This is a genomic window from Roseivirga sp., from assembly GCF_049099775.1.
In the GTDB taxonomy this organism is placed as follows: domain Bacteria; phylum Bacteroidota; class Bacteroidia; order Cytophagales; family Cyclobacteriaceae; genus Roseivirga.
This window is the reverse complement of the sequence record NZ_JAGDZM010000001.1, coordinates 301,670-316,855: the sequence shown is the minus strand read 5'-3', so window position 1 is coordinate 316,855 and position 15,186 is coordinate 301,670. Positions and strand designations below refer to the sequence as shown.

Genomic DNA, 15,186 nt, shown 5'->3' with positions numbered 1-15,186 from the left:
GCAATTAGAAACTTCTATCGAATTGACTTCTGCGTCTACTGATCTTAAGATCTTTAAGCGCAGAAGTTTTTATTTGTATATCTATCGTGTAAGAAGTAAAAGCACCGAAAGGAATCCAGTTAGCCCTCATTTCCCAACAACCCAAATCACGATAAACACCAATAGAAGTCTGGGTAAATTCTTTTTGGTCGAAGTCGTAACCCGTATTATAAGTCAATTGCCATTTAGGCGTTAACTCCAGTTGCCCATTGGCCTTTACAGATTGCCTAGTTGTGGTTCCGGTAGTCGTCCATAGATAACTATAGTCAAAACTCAGCCTGATATTCCACGGTATGGTAATGTCCACATATCCATTCGGATCGTAGAAATATTCCGGTACGGCACTTCGAATCCCACCATCATTTAAGGAACCAAATTGCCCAGGATTATCACCACCTTCTCCAAAACTACCTAAATCACCTTCACCGGCAAGCCCACCACCCGCAAAACCACCTGCTCCACTACGACTATTCGAAGAATTAGCCCGTGAGTTTAAGTTGGTACTCAATGAAAAACGTGCACTTGTTAATCTTCCTAGCCCTTGGCTAGACCTTAAAGCCAGCTTACTGATCCGTTGTGTTGAAGTAATTCCCTCGCTAGTGGAGGTGACATAAGTATACGGGTCTAAGATTGCACCCATATTAATCTGCACTTTTTTATTAAAAAGAGATGTTCTGGCAGTAATCGCTATAGTAGAGAGTTTGAAAGAATCTGCAAGAAAGTTGTATCCTCCCGCAAGCGAGAGATTATCAATTATAGATACCTTCCTAGATTGTGCAGTGTCGTTCTTCACCTTCATTTCTAGTTTATTGCTCACTTGAAAACTTAAAGCGGCAGCTTCACCTAAAGTAGGGCTTCCAAACCGGAAACCATCATAAATTGATAGTTGCTGAGTAATAGGACTGCCGTCAGAAGCCGTGTCGGTCTGAACGGTCTGATAGTATCCGAATCGTTCTTCACTGAAATCTGGCCGATAGGTAAAGTTTATTGAAGGTGTAACAATGTGCCTAATGGCTTCGATATTTTTTAATCGCTTAGCAGGATACATCCCATAAATTTGTGTAGAAACGCCAACACCTGCGCTGTAAGTCATTGCCCGGCTAAAACCACGGATAGTATCAATTCTAACAGCATTTTCGTCCTCCAGATATTGGTAGTTCAACTCTTCTAAGTACCAAAGCTCTTGAATATTAAAAGAAGGAGTAAAGTTGAAATATTCTTTAATTGAAAAAGAGGTAGAAAGATCAATGTTGTGTTGCGCACCGTTCGTTGCATTGTCCAGTAGCTGATCTAAAGTCTGGAACTGAACGGCAATGGTATCGGTCGCGTCAGTTCTATTCGCTATATCAAAGCCTGCTGTTCCTGGCCTAACTAAGTTGGTTATTCTATTCGATGCATTAAATCTCCAGCCAACATTCAAGCTTTTTAAGATATCGGCTTTAGAGCCTTTCATCGGATAAACACGATTCATATTTAAGCCAAATTCAGGAAGTGATACATCCAAAATTTTGGTTTGCACATTTTGATTGTGCCTAGCACTGATGGTGTAGTTAAATGGCGATCGAGGAATAGTTCCGCTAAAGTTCACGTTCGACCTAAATTCGGATCGGATATTATTACTAAAATTAACAGTAGAAAGGTTGTTTTGATTAAACGAGCTTGTACCTGCTCTAACGCTTGCCGAAAACCTTGAGTTTCTACCTTTAGAGTCAGGTCTGTGTGTCCATGATACCCAAAAATCCTGAGAGTCCAACGGGTTTTCATCGGTTAACGGGTTGGTGTAGTTTCTATTAAAGCTTACATCAAGTGAGCCGCTATACTTATACCTGTTTTTATAAACCGTTCTAGCTTTAAGCCCCCAACTACCCTTTGAATAAACATCAGCTGTAAAAGCAGAATGCACCTTCTCATTCCATGCCTGATACCAACCACCTTCTCTTAGAAATAAACCCCTGCGCTGTTCGTCTCCATATTTTGGAAAGAGAATACCTGAAGTTGCCTCGCGAGTATCAGGAAAGTATCCAAAGGGGAGGCCTAATGGCGTGGGAATTCCCCCTACATAAAGGAGAAATGGTCCCGTAATAACGCTCACGCCGGGGTTAATTTTAATCTTTTTTGCTTTGATAAAAGTTTGTGCGTCAGGGTCATCTAAACAAGGAATGTATTTGCCATTTAAGATATACGCGGACTGATCAGGATTACGCTTAATCACATCTCCTTGGAGCTGTCCATCAGGCTGATCTGTGGCTACGCCTTTTATCCGTGCACGCTGAGTTATAAAGTTATACCGTATTTCCTCTGTCTCATAAACGCCCTGTGCATCCTGAAAAATAGGTCGGCCTCTCCAAATTCCAGTAGAATCTTGAACTCCCCGAGCAATCAATTCGTTATTGTTCCTGTCGATGATGATGATAGCAGCGAGTAAGTCAATTTTATCATACTTTATTCTTGCATCACCATATAGGTAGGTCGTATTATCTTTAGTTCTCGTAATGATGGAATCCTTAGCGTAATACTCAATTGTGGTTTCAATGCCATTAACCTCAACTTTAAGTGAATCTTGTACACCAGGAATTGTATCTTGTGCGCTAGGTAGTTCGTTGTCAGCTAAAGATTCGGCACGGTTTTGAAGGGCTACAGTGGTATCAGGTTTAATAGCCACTTGAGCGCTTAAATACCCAAGAGATATAAAAGTGAATAGTATTACAAAAATGAGCCGTTTTGAAACCAAGGTACTTTTCGGTTTTGCCGAATTTTTTAGAATTTTGCGTAAAGTTATTTTAATCAACCGTTCCATTTACATCAAATTGAAAAATTCTAGTCTTCTCATTTGCTTCTTGATCGTCTTCTGCCAGCCTCTAAGCGCATGGCAAGCCACTTCAGCAAAGGGTAAAAAATACAAAGTGGTGTTAGATGCGGGGCACGGTGGAAAAGACCCTGGAACTCGCGGTAAAAATCTCAAAGAAAAAGACGTAGTGCTTCCCGTTACCTTATTGGTTGGCAAATATTTAGAAACGCTTACAGATAACATTGAAGTGATTTACACACGTAAAAAAGATGTGTACAGTCACCCCAAAGTTCGTGCCATTATGGCCAATGATGCAGAAGCAGATTTATTCGTTTCAATACACGCAAACGCCATGAATCCGGGTTATGAATCAGTTTCTGGCTCAGAAGTGTTTGTAATGGGAACAAAAAATGAAGGCCGTAATTTTGAAGTAGCAAAGCGAGAAAACTCTGTAATCTTGCTCGAGGAGAACTATCAAGAGATTTATCAAGGCTTTGATCCGAATTCACCAGAGGTTGATATTATGTTTTCAATTCAGCAAGAAGCCTATCAAGAGAATAGTATAATACTTGCCGATAATATTGAACAGCAGTTTATAAAACGGGCCGGAAGAAAGAGCCGTGGTGTAAAACAATCTAGTCTTTGGGTACTTTGGAGTACATATATGCCTAGTGTTTTAATTGAATTAGGCTATCTTACAAATCCAAAAGAAGAAAAGGACTTAGGGAATAAAGAAGTACAAGACTATCTTGCATCCGCAATTTTTAGAGCGATTCGAGATTATTTTGAGTATATAGAATCAACAGGAAACTAAGTGGCAAAAGGAAAAGAATTTAAGGTTGGGCTTTTTATAGCACTTATGGCAGGCGCTCTATACATAGGTTTTAATTACCTACGGGGTCTGGATGTGTTTTCGCCATTAAATACTTATTATGTTAGCTATCAGAACGTTAGTGGGCTTAAAAAAGGTGATCGTGTTATTCTCAATGGACTAGATGTAGGTAGCGTAATTGAGCGAAAGTTCATTAACGATACGTACGATGCTATTTTAGTAACCTTAGCGGTAGATAAAACTATAAACCTTACCGATAGCACCTATGCCAGGCTTGCGCAAGCCGATTTACTCGGGAGTACACAAATTCAACTTTATATTAAACCAGGAGGAAACCGAATTCTTATTCCAGGAGATACGCTTCGTGGCGACGTTGATAAAAGTATTACAGAACTATTGACAGAAGAAGGAAGAAGCGCCGCAAACAAGTTGACTTCACTTGTTGACGATCTAGAAGATGCTTTAAGCCCTTTTGTAAACAGAAAAGACACCATTGCGCTTGCTATAGATAATTTTAAAGCATTCTCTGAAGAATTGGCGCCACTGGCAAGGCAAGGAAGAAACTCACTTGAGCAGATAGAGTTGAAAATAGAGTATGTCACCGATTCTTTAGTTGCTGCCATGGGCGGGCTGAAACCATTAATGGCCGAGTACCAGCAGTTAGGAGAAAAGCTCAATACTATTGATATAGAATCACGACTCAGTCAATTAGATTCAGTGCTTTCTGGAACGCAGACTTTTTTAGATCGATTGAACTCTAATGATGGGACCTTGGGTAAATTAATGTCTGACGATTCTCTTTATAATACCCTTAACCAAACAATGGCGGATTTAGATAGCCTTTTTATCGACCTCAGATACAATCCAAGACGGTATATGCATTTCTCACTATTTGGTAGAAAGAATCGTCCACCAGCCGACGGTCGAGCGGTAGCAACAAAGAAGAAAAAGGATCGCTAATCATTTTACGTTTGAAAAGTAGATTCTTGGGTCTAATTTAGGCACAAGTAAACTATAATTTAATGCCAACTCTGTTGGTTAAATCAAGCCTCAATGGATATTGAATTCAATAAGAATGACGATGAAATGCGTCAATTGGTCTTTCAGTTAGATACTAAACTAGCTAAGGTTAAACTAGGTGGTGGAGAAAAGAAAATAGCTTCTCAGCACAAGAAAGGTAAATTAACAGCCAGAGAGCGAATTGCCTACCTCATAGATAGCGAAAAAGACTTTTTGGAAATAGGTGCATTCGTGGGTGAAGGTATGTACCAAGAATATGGCGGTTGCCCTTCTGGAGGTGTGGTGACTGGTATAGGTGAAGTACGTGGAAGAAAATGCGTTATAGTAGCCAATGATGCTACCGTAAAGGCCGGGGCATGGTTTCCAATTACCGCTAAGAAAAATATGCGGGCTCAGGAAGTAGCAATGGAAAATAGATTGCCAATTATTTATTTAGTAGATAGTGCCGGCGTTTTCTTACCAATGCAAGACGAGATCTTTCCAGACAAAGAACATTTCGGAAGGCAGTTCAGGAACAATGCGAAAATGTCTTCAATGGGCATCATTCAAGTGGCTGCCATTATGGGGAGTTGCGTGGCAGGTGGAGCTTATTTGCCAATTATGAGCGACGAAGCGGCAATAGTTGATAAAACAGGCTCTATTTTTCTAGCAGGCTCATATCTAGTAAAGGCAGCAATTGGTGAATCTGTAGACAATGAAACACTCGGCGGAGCTACTACACAATGTGAAATATCGGGTGTTACCGATAACAAATTCCCAAATGATGAGGCCTGTCTCGATTACATTAAAAATATTTTCGATAAAGTAGGTGCATTTGAAGAAGCCGGTTTTGATAGGGCCGAACCGAAAGAACCAAAGCTCGATCCAGAGGAAATTATGGGTTTAATGCCTCTAGACAGAGCAAAGCCTTATGATGTAAAAGATATAATCAAACGTCTTGTTGATGATTCGGAATTCGATGAGTATAAAGAAGCTTATGGGCAAACTATAGTTTGTGGATACGCAAGAATAGATGGCTGGGCAGTAGGCCTTATTGCCAATCAGCGGATTGTGGTAAAATCGAAAAAGGGTGAAATGCAAATGGGTGGAGTAATCTATTCAGATTCCGCTGATAAATCTGCTCGGTTCATCATGAATTGTAATCAACGTAAGATTCCTTTAGTTTTTGTGCAAGATGTGAGTGGTTTCATGGTGGGTAGCAGGGCCGAACACGGAGGTATTATCAAAGACGGTGCAAAAATGGTAAACGCCATGGCTAACTCTGTGGTACCAAAATTCACCATAGTAACAGGTAACTCTTATGGTGCAGGAAACTACGCCATGTGCGGAAAAGCATACGACCCAAGGTTGATATATGCTTGGCCAACAGCAAAAATGGCAGTTATGAGTGGTGCCTCAGCCGCTAAAACGCTATTACAAATAAAAGTGTCTTCCTTGAAAGCACAGGGTAAAGAGATTACACCCGAAGCAGAAAAGGAACTCCTCGACGAAATTACAGCACGGTATAATGAACAACTAAGTCCATACTATGCCGCATCAAGACTTTGGGTTGATGGAATCATAGATCCAAGAGAAACACGTCGAGTCATCTCAAAAGGGATTGCAGTAGCGAACCAAGCACCAATTACAGAAAAATTTAATGTTGGGGTTATCCAAACCTAAATATGCTAGAAGAGGGAAACCTAAATAATAAAGAACTGAAAGCGCTAGTATCGTTATTGGAAGATGACGATGTGGAGATAGTGCAACATGTAGAAGGAAGAATCAGATCCTTGGGCACACATATAATTCCTTATTTGGAATTTGAGTGGGAAAATAGCTTCAATCCAGTAGTTCAAAAACGCATCGAAGAATTAGTACATAGTTTGCAGTTTGAGTTACTCAAAGAAAAACTATATGCTTGGAAAGTAAGCGGCGCAAAAGATTTGCTGGAAGGAGTCTGGCTGATAAACACCTATCAGTACCCTGATTTAGAGCTCGAAGACCTATCTAAAAAACTTGAACAGATCTACTACGAAGTCTGGCTTGAGTTTAAAGCAGATATCCACCCCGTAGATCAAATCAAGATTTTAAATTCGGTGTTATTTAGCAAACTCCATTTTGGGGCGAATACGAAGAACTTCCATTCTCCAGGAAATTCAATGCTAAATGTTGTGCTCCAAACAAAAAAAGGCAACCCGATTACACTTTGTATCATTTATATGTTGGTAGCACAAAAGCTGAAAATGCCAATTTACGGAGTCAATCTGCCTAATCTCTTTGTAATGACTTACAAAAAAGACGAGGTTCAATTTTATATAAATGCATTTAATAGAGGGTTAGTTTTCTCTAGAAAAGAGATTGATGAGTACATCGCCAACCTGAAACTTTCGGCAAATGATATCTTTTACGAACCATGTGATGATATTGATATAGTCTCTCGAATGTTGAGAAACCTTATCAATTCTCATGAGAAACTAGGCCATGCTGATAAAGTTGAAGAATTAGGAGTCCTATTAAAAGTCCTCAACAAAAAAGAAGGCTAATAAGAACAGCATAGTTCAAGACCTAAAACAGAATTGTAAGCAAGTTTATAGGTTCTTGATATATTACTCTCAATTATAGATCCAGCCGGTTTATCTAAATTGACATTAGAGATGATCAGTTGTTCTGCAAATGTCAATTGAGTACGGCCATGAAGCTTGTAAAGTGCTTCCTTGGCTGCCCAAATTTTCGTGAGATGCTCTACACTTTTACCTGCCCATGATTTCTCAGAATCATGTAGGAACTTATGAGCAATTTTTAAAATCTGTTGTCGTGGATGTTCAATGTCTATCCCGATAGGTCCGTTTAAGTTAATGGCAGCAGCTCCAAAACCCTTTGTATGCGAAATAGAAATGCCAATGTTACTATCACGTAAATGAGGTTTTCCGAAGCCATCTTTAAAAATGTAAAATTGACCAATTTCTTTCACCAAATGCTTCAAAGCAGTTCGAGCGCCAAGCCACTCTAATCGGCGTATGCCCACTTTAATACGGTCAAAGTCCGACCACTCTTCATCATTCAAGTTCAGATGAGACAACAGTTCATCCTCAGATTCAGAAATTTCCCATACCAAATAAGAGACAGTGTCATTGATCGATTTTTTGAATAAAATAGGCATTAATTGCGACTGGTAGATATCAACTTTAAGCTTAAAATAAAAGGTATCAATAGTTCAGGAAAAAGACAGAGAATCTATAGAACTCTTCGTTTTAGAACCTTATACACTGTAGTTTTGTAACCAACCGAAGGTAGTACCTTTTTAAAGATGCCAAAAATAGAAGTAGAGAAAATCAAGACCTTAGCAGGTCATTCCGACTGTGTTTATACGTTGGAAAAAGGCCCTAAGGAAAATATGTTTTTTTCCAGTGGAGGAGATGGAGTTGTGGCATCTTGGGATTTAAATGATCTTGAAAGCGGAAAAGTGATCGTTAAGGTGCCGAGTTCGGTTTATGCCTTGTGTTACTACCCTGAAAGAAACGTTCTCATTATCGGTCAGAATTTTGATGGAATTCATCTAATCGACCTAGAGAAAATGACTGAAGTCGGGTCAATCAAACTAGGGACAAGCGCCATATTTGATATCAAAGTATTAAAGGATCGGATTTTTGTTGCCTTAGCTAATGGCGAAGTCCATATTCTTGACATTACCACTTTAGAAACAATTCATGTTATTCAAGCCTCTGAAAAGAGTGCTAGAAGCATTGCCATTTCTGAGATTCACGAGCATTTGGTAGTCGGTTTTAGCGATAATTTTATCCGTATTTATAGCTTGGTGGATTTCTCCTTGATAGAAGAAATTCAAGCACATAAAATTTCTGTTTTTACGGTACGTTACTCACCCGATCAGCGTTATTTAATAAGTGGTAGTAGAGATGCTCACATAAAAGTATGGGATCCGCAACACGGATATCAGCTTAGAGAATCGATTGTAGCTCATATGTTCGCAATTAACCATTTGGATTTTAGTCCTGATGGCAAACATTTTGTAACTTGTAGCATGGACAAGTCCATTAAGGTCTGGGACGCCAGGACTTTCCAACTCCTTAAAGTTATTGACAAAGCGCGACATGCAGGTCACGGTACTTCCATCAACAAGGTGCTTTGGACAAACTACAACAATCTATTATTGTCGGCCAGTGACGACCGAAGTATATCAATCTGGGATATCAAAATTTAATTTTCGGTAAGTATGAATATTACACCGCTTGAGATTAGGCAAAAGGAATTCGAAAAAGGCTTTCGTGGATACGATAAGGATGAAGTAAGTGCATTCTTAAATTCTCTTTCTATAGAATGGGAGAGACTAAATGATCAATGTAAAGAACTCAAGTTGAAGCTAGAGTCAGCTGAAAATGAGGTAGTAAAACTAAGAGAAGTAGAAAACTCCCTTTTCAAGACTTTAAAGACGGCTGAAGATACAGGGTCTAATATGATAGAGCAGGCTACTAAAACTGCCGAGCTGCATATGAAAGAGACCGAAATGAAGGCTGATGGCTTAATGAACGAAGCCAAATCTAGAGCTAGGTCTATCATTGAAGAAGCGGAAAATAGAGCTAGAATTGTGATTGACGACATGGAAGATGAAATCCGTCAATTGGAACAAGTTTTTAGAAGCCTTGACTCTAATAAAACAAGCCTTATTTCTGACTTGAAATTATTGGCCGGCGATATTTTAAGTAAAATCGAACGTCACGAAGATTTCCCTGCCGAAATTAAATCGCACATCAAAAAAGGAAAAGACCTTAGCCGAGAAGTGAACGACAGCACATCTAAACCAGTAGATGTCGATAGGATTATTGTTGAAAACGAACACAAGGCTGCTGAAGCGAGTATTTCTGAAATGGTTGAAGACGCACCTGAAGATGTGGAAGAAACTTCGCCTGTTATTGAAGATGAAATGCCGTCGGCCGATCTATCTGTAGCTGAAGAATCTCAAGAAGTAGAAGCGGAACAAGAAGTTATTGAAGAAGCAACACCACCAGTTGCTGAAGTGAAGGCAGAAGAAGAATCAACTGAAGGTACATCAAAAGAATCTAAACAAAGCGGTTCGTTCTTCGATCAATTCGACTAAAATGAATAAAGATATTGTTTCTCTTGAAGGCATGGAATTCTATGCCTTTCATGGTTTTTATGAAGAAGAACGTGAGAAAGGGAATGATTTTATTGTTGACGTTCATGTAACAACTGACTTCTCCACGGCCTCAGAAACAGATAATCTGGAAGGTACGGTCAATTATGAGGACATCTATTCGATTACAAAGGAAGAAATGTCTATCTCAACGAAGCTCTTAGAACGTTTGGCGCAAAAAATACTAGAACGACTTTTCAATATGTTCAGTGAAGCATCTTCGATTGAAATCTCTGTTGCCAAGAAAAATCCACCTGTTGGAGGCCCCGTGAATCAGTCTAAAATCACAATGATTCGCACTCGCGAGTAGCTTTGGCAGAAAGATAATATGACAAAGGCACAAGAAACCCTTTCATCGCTACTCGAACTTCTGAAACTCGAGAAAGCCGAGGACTATGCCCAATACGAGCGAAAAGTTCTTCACACCTCAGTTGAAGAGCGCCGAAAACAAGGTGTAACCTGGTATCCTGTTCAAATAAATAACAAGTATATAAGCACAGGAGACCGATATACGCTTGAGTTTGAAAGAACAACCCATCCTGAACAGAACCATGCATTTCAAGTTGGTGGAGTAGTTAGCGTTTTTTCGGGTTTGGATGCCGATGCCGATACAGTTTCCGGAGTAGTAAGTTTTGTCCGAAAGGATAAGATGAAAGTGGTGCTAAATTCTGATGAACTTCCTGATTGGCTCAAGCATGGTAAACTTGGTGTTAACCTGCTTTTCGATGAAGGTACTTATAGGGAGATGAATAAGGCATTGAAGGAAGTTATTAATGCGGATAAAGGGCGTTTAGCCGATCTGCGTGAAATTCTATATGGTGCAAAAAAGGCTTCTTTCAAGAACGGCCACGACTTTCAGTCTGTGAACCTCAATGAAGGGCAAAATAAAGCCCTCACTCAAATTTTTAATGCCAAAGATGTCGCAATTATTCACGGACCTCCCGGAACTGGTAAGACAACAACGCTCGTTAATGCGATTAAAGAAGTAGTAAAATCAGAAAAGCAAGTGCTCGTTTGTGCGCAAAGCAATGCGGCAGTTGATTTGATAGTTGAAAAGCTGGATAATCTTGGTATCCAAGTACTTCGTTTGGGGCATCCGGCAAGGCTTACCCCAGAGGTAATTGAGAATAGTTTGGATGTAAAAATATCAAAACATCCATTTTTTAAAGAATTAAAAGAAATTAGGAAGCGATCTGATGAGTACCGAAGAATGGCTCAGAGATATAAGCGCAACTTTGGTCATGAAGAGCGTATGCAGCGAAAATTAGTCATGAAAGAGGCGCGCATGTTTAAAGAAGATGCGGATAGAATCGAGTCTCAAATCATGGAAGATCTTGCGGATGAGTCTCAAGTAGTGGCTTGTACGTTAACAGGGTCTACGCATTACCTTTTAAGAGATAGAATGTTTAGGTCGATTTTTATAGACGAAGCTTCTCAAGCCTTAGAGCCAGCATGTTGGATTGCCATTAGAAAAGCCCATCGAGTTATTATGGCGGGTGATCATTTACAGTTACCTCCGACTATTAAATCGTTGAAGGCTGCGAAAGATGGTTTGGCTGAAACACTTTTTGAAAAAGCTATTCATCATATTGAAGAGTCAGTCATGCTATCTGCTCAGTATCGCATGCATCCTGATATTATGAAGTTTTCGGGGGATCATTTTTACAAAGGAGGATTAGTAACTGCGGATGAAGTTTTACTTAGAGATAAGAATGCAGAATATGAACATTTCGTATTTATCGATACAGCAGGCTGCGGGTTTGATGAAAAGGTAAAGAAAGAAACTCTTAGTACTTACAATAGTGACGAGGCGGATCTTGTGATAAAACATTTGTCTACAAATCTCTCTTTAAATCATTCAGTGGGTATTATTGCTCCATATAAAGCGCAAATAGAGGTGTTAAGAGACTTAGTATTGAAGAACACCGCTTTCGATGCCGTGCGCGAGCAAATCTCAGTAAATACAGTCGATGCATTTCAAGGGCAGGAGCGAGATGTTATTTATATCAGCCTAACGAGGAGTAACGACAAGAATGAAATTGGCTTCTTGAAAGAGTATCGTCGCATGAATGTGGCGATGACAAGGGCAAAAACGCGATTGGTCATTATTGGCGATTCGGCTACGCTCGGGAAAGACAGTTTCTTTAACGCCGTAATTGACTACACCCAGCAAATAGGCGGATATAAAAGCGCTTTCGAGTTTTTGTATTGAGTGTTTCATCCTGAATCTATAAAGCGCTTCATAAATCATTGACGTCAATTGTTTTTTAGTTGAAAAGGAGTCTTATTTTTTTATAAAATCAACAAGAGTTTTTTGAAAATATATATTATTTACTTCTACATGTAAACAATGAAAATAAGAAATAATCAATAAAAAAATATGATTAAATAGGTTTATTAAATTTTATTCAATAAAATTAATTATGAAAAATAAATTAATAATTGCTTCAGCACTCATTTGGATGTCAATGAGTGCCTATTCCTATTTGTCATATGACCCAACGGCTTGGAGCTTGTGTATTTCTGGAGCTCAAGACATGAATGGTAATCCCGTTGCTGATAATTATTATTGTGTTGCCGAATCTGGGGTGATATATAATGGTGAAGGTGTTACAATGTTTTCTTGTGAGTATGATCATGAAGGGCCTTTTGGTAGTCCTGTACTTAGTAGGTGCTCTGGGGATTTGCTTATTCCAATGCCTTTAGTTTATTGATGAGCCGGGTTTTGATTTTTGCTAGTCTGTTTTATTGTCTGGCTTTGCCTATTTCGATTAGTGCTCAAGTTGTTCAAGAACAGAGTTTGGGTGCTATGGAATATGAAGTATTCGAATCCTTTGAAAAGGTGCTGAGACTTGATAAGGAAACAACACACCCATGGATACCTGGTAGTTATTTTCAATATGTAAATGAATTAGATGCCATTGCATACTTAAATCAGATAACCTCGTCGATTAAGTTTTTCGATTTCAAATCAAATACTGTTAATCATACAATACGAATCCCAAGGATTGGTCCTAATAGTACTGGTAAGAAACCTCAAGTGATGTATGTCCACAACAAAGATTCAATCTTTATCTTTTCACATTTAAATCATGGAGAGCTGGGTTTGTACGATTTCAATGGGATTAAATTGAGGTCTTATAATTTGAATGTTGTTGATGATTTAGATGCTCCGCAGCATTATGCAGTTCTCACTGATGTTTATGGTAGTATAATAGTTGTGAAGGATAAGCTGTTTGCAAGCTTAAGGATATTAAGGTCTTCAAAAGTTAAGAATTATGCACCTTTACTAGAGTTAGATTTGAATAGCGGTGAGGTGTCTCAGTTAATGGAGCCATTGCCGTACAGTAAAATTAAAACCGAAAAAATTCCTTATCACAAGAAACTACTCTCCTCTCGAATAGCGTATAATTTTGAAAAAGATCACTTGGTTGTTAATTACCCAATGGATCATGATTTGTTTGTTATTGATGAGAAAAACCGCATTCAAGTTATTGATGGAAGGAATCACGAATTTGACAAATTTGTTATTCTTAAAAAGGACATAAAAAAGTACACGAATCAAGAACACACATATGAGGTTTTTTTTAAGGGCCCTAGGTATGACGGTATACTGTATAATCCATTTACTAAACATTATTACAGGGTGATTAGATTGGGCATGGAGCAGGGGGATATTAACAAATGGAAGAGGGGAGAAAAAGTAAAAATCTTTCAGAGATTCTTCATTGATGTTTTTAACGAATCATTTATGAAGATAGCATCAAGCGAGTTTACTGACGAGAAATTACTTTTTGAGCAAGGAATGTTTGTTGGGCCAGGCGGACTGTGGGTGTTGCAACCTCAATCGGATGATGAAAATGAAATGAAGTTTACGTTATTAGAAGTAAAACTAAAATAATATAATTATGAAATTAAAAATTACAACGATTGCAATTATACTTGTATCCTTTTTGGGTTATGGGTATTTCATACCTCCAACGGAAGACTATTGTTTATATATGCCAGTAATAAAAATGGGGTATTGTGATGAAACGGTATTGTCGGAAAATGGAGAACAGCTAATCATAAAGCAATGTACAGGAGCTGATATGGGTGCTCCAAATCCAGAAGAAAAGAAAGTTTGTTCTGGAAATGCCCTAATGCCTATTTAGTATTTTATATTAATCAATTGAAGGTTATTCTAAAATTACTCTACGAACCATTAATTTGGTTTATATTTTTGTTCAGCTTACTAAATGTTAATGCCCAAGTTGAAAAAATACCGAAAACAAGGAAGGTATTAACTTTAGATTTAGATGCTGAAACTGCTTACCCCAATCACTTCGGCAGTAATTTTTCTTATGCAGATGATAGAAATGCGCTTGTTTATTTTAATCAAATTACAAAAACGCTTAAATATTTTGATGTTAATACAGGCAAAATTTTAGGTCAGACTAGTCTTGAGACTTTTGGGCCTAACAATGTTGGTCAGGAACCCTATTATGTTCATTACCATAACAAAGATTCCATATTTGTTTTTGCACGTTTTGGGAAATTGGCACTGAGTTTAGTGAATGGAGAGGGACTTAAAATTGATGAGTACGATTTTGGTTCAAAATTCGATTTTGCTCAAGTCCCTTACCCCCGAATGTCAAATACTTTTGGTGGCATTGTTGTAGTCAAGAACGAAGTTTATATGGGCCTTCAAGTTGCTCATAATTCTTTTAACAATTCAAAACCGCCAGTGATTAAAATTGATATGAAAACTCGTGAGTATGATTATCTCAAAGAACCAATACCTTACAAAGATTTAAATTTCAAACGCTTACCTAAAAGTGGTCAAATTGAGTTCTATGAATCTCGAGTTAGTTTTAATAAATCAACTTCGTCTTTGATCATAACATATCCTGTTCCAGGGAATATTTTTAGAATTAAGGAGGATAGAGTGGAGAAAATAGAATTGCAATCACAAGACATATTGGGAGAGTTTGAGCTTTTAGATTCGGATAATGGGACTTACACGACTAGGGATTTAGAGTATACTAAATTGGTAATGGTCAATCCACGAATTCTAGGAAGCATATATGATCCTTATCGGAATGTACATTATTTTATAAGAAAAGTTAAGGGAGATGTTAAGTCATATGTTAAAATGAAGAATGGAGCCGGTAAATTCTTTTATAAGTATTTATACGAAGCTTATGATAGTGAATTTAAGTTATTAGATAGTTTGATTGTTTCTGCTGAATATCTTATTCCAAATAAAGGCGTGTTTTTAGATTCAAGAGGCTTATGGGTTCTCATGCCTCAACAAGAGGATGAAGACGTTATGCAACTGGCTTTGCTAGACTTTAATTTGACTAAAGAGTAAAA

At 38.4% G+C, this 15,186-nt stretch carries 14 protein-coding genes; 12 read left to right on the top strand and 2 right to left on the bottom strand.

The window, feature by feature from the left end; genetic code table 11:
- Positions 1–4: 4 nt before the first annotated feature.
- Positions 5–2,701, bottom strand: a complete 2,697-nt coding sequence (locus JXQ92_RS01500) for a putative LPS assembly protein LptD (protein WP_421984814.1) — start codon at positions 2,699–2,701, stop codon at positions 5–7.
- Positions 2,702–2,732: 31 nt separating this feature from the next.
- Between JXQ92_RS01500 and JXQ92_RS01495 the strand changes: the two genes are divergently transcribed.
- From JXQ92_RS01495 to JXQ92_RS01480, 4 genes are all read left to right on the top strand, one after another.
- The gene (locus JXQ92_RS01495) at positions 2,733–3,641 is read left to right on the top strand and encodes an N-acetylmuramoyl-L-alanine amidase family protein (protein ID WP_421984813.1); all 909 of its coding nucleotides are present in this window, start codon (positions 2,733–2,735) and stop codon (positions 3,639–3,641) included.
- Complete coding sequence (locus JXQ92_RS01490) at positions 3,642–4,619, top strand: MlaD family protein (RefSeq protein WP_421984812.1); 978 nt, start codon at positions 3,642–3,644, stop codon at positions 4,617–4,619.
- A 93-nt stretch (positions 4,620–4,712) separates the two neighbouring features.
- Positions 4,713–6,341: an acyl-CoA carboxylase subunit beta gene (locus tag JXQ92_RS01485; protein ID WP_421984811.1), complete on the top strand. Its 1,629-nt coding sequence runs from the start codon at positions 4,713–4,715 to the stop codon at positions 6,339–6,341.
- Between the two features lie 2 nt (positions 6,342–6,343).
- Positions 6,344–7,204 (top strand): transglutaminase-like domain-containing protein, encoded by an 861-nt coding sequence (locus JXQ92_RS01480; RefSeq protein ID WP_421984810.1) that lies wholly within the window; start codon positions 6,344–6,346, stop codon positions 7,202–7,204.
- Here the strand turns inward: JXQ92_RS01480 and JXQ92_RS01475 are convergent.
- Complete coding sequence (locus tag JXQ92_RS01475) at positions 7,201–7,821, bottom strand: 4'-phosphopantetheinyl transferase family protein (RefSeq protein WP_421984809.1); 621 nt, start codon at positions 7,819–7,821, stop codon at positions 7,201–7,203. The two genes, JXQ92_RS01480 and JXQ92_RS01475, sit on opposite strands and share 4 nt — an antisense overlap.
- Positions 7,822–7,968: 147 nt before the next feature.
- On the opposite strand from JXQ92_RS01475, the gene JXQ92_RS01470 reads away from it, so the two are divergent.
- The 8 genes from JXQ92_RS01470 to JXQ92_RS01435 all read left to right on the top strand — a co-directional run bounded on the left by JXQ92_RS01470 (position 7,969) and on the right by JXQ92_RS01435 (position 15,184).
- Complete coding sequence (locus JXQ92_RS01470) at positions 7,969–8,880, top strand: WD40 repeat domain-containing protein (RefSeq protein ID WP_421984808.1); 912 nt, start codon at positions 7,969–7,971, stop codon at positions 8,878–8,880.
- Positions 8,881–8,892: 12 nt separating this feature from the next.
- Positions 8,893–9,774, top strand: coding sequence for a DivIVA domain-containing protein (locus tag JXQ92_RS01465; RefSeq protein WP_421984807.1), 882 nt, complete (start codon positions 8,893–8,895; stop codon positions 9,772–9,774).
- A gap of 1 nt (position 9,775) precedes the next feature.
- Positions 9,776–10,141, top strand: coding sequence for a dihydroneopterin aldolase (gene folB, locus JXQ92_RS01460; RefSeq protein ID WP_421984806.1), 366 nt, complete (start codon positions 9,776–9,778; stop codon positions 10,139–10,141).
- Between the two features lie 18 nt (positions 10,142–10,159).
- Positions 10,160–12,043, top strand: coding sequence for an IGHMBP2 family helicase (locus JXQ92_RS01455; RefSeq protein ID WP_421984805.1), 1,884 nt, complete (start codon positions 10,160–10,162; stop codon positions 12,041–12,043).
- Positions 12,044–12,254: 211 nt separating this feature from the next.
- Positions 12,255–12,545 carry a hypothetical protein gene (locus JXQ92_RS01450; RefSeq protein ID WP_421984804.1) on the top strand — a complete coding sequence of 97 codons (291 nt, stop codon included), beginning with the start codon at positions 12,255–12,257 and terminating at the stop codon, positions 12,543–12,545.
- A 44-nt stretch (positions 12,546–12,589) separates the two neighbouring features.
- Positions 12,590–13,732: a DUF4221 family protein gene (locus JXQ92_RS01445; protein WP_421984803.1), complete on the top strand. Its 1,143-nt coding sequence runs from the start codon at positions 12,590–12,592 to the stop codon at positions 13,730–13,732.
- Positions 13,733–13,739: 7 nt separating this feature from the next.
- Positions 13,740–13,985, top strand: a complete 246-nt coding sequence (locus tag JXQ92_RS01440; protein WP_421984802.1) for a hypothetical protein — start codon at positions 13,740–13,742, stop codon at positions 13,983–13,985.
- A gap of 17 nt (positions 13,986–14,002) precedes the next feature.
- Positions 14,003–15,184 (top strand): hypothetical protein, encoded by a 1,182-nt coding sequence (locus tag JXQ92_RS01435; protein ID WP_421984801.1) that lies wholly within the window; start codon positions 14,003–14,005, stop codon positions 15,182–15,184.
- Positions 15,185–15,186: the final 2 nt, after the last annotated feature.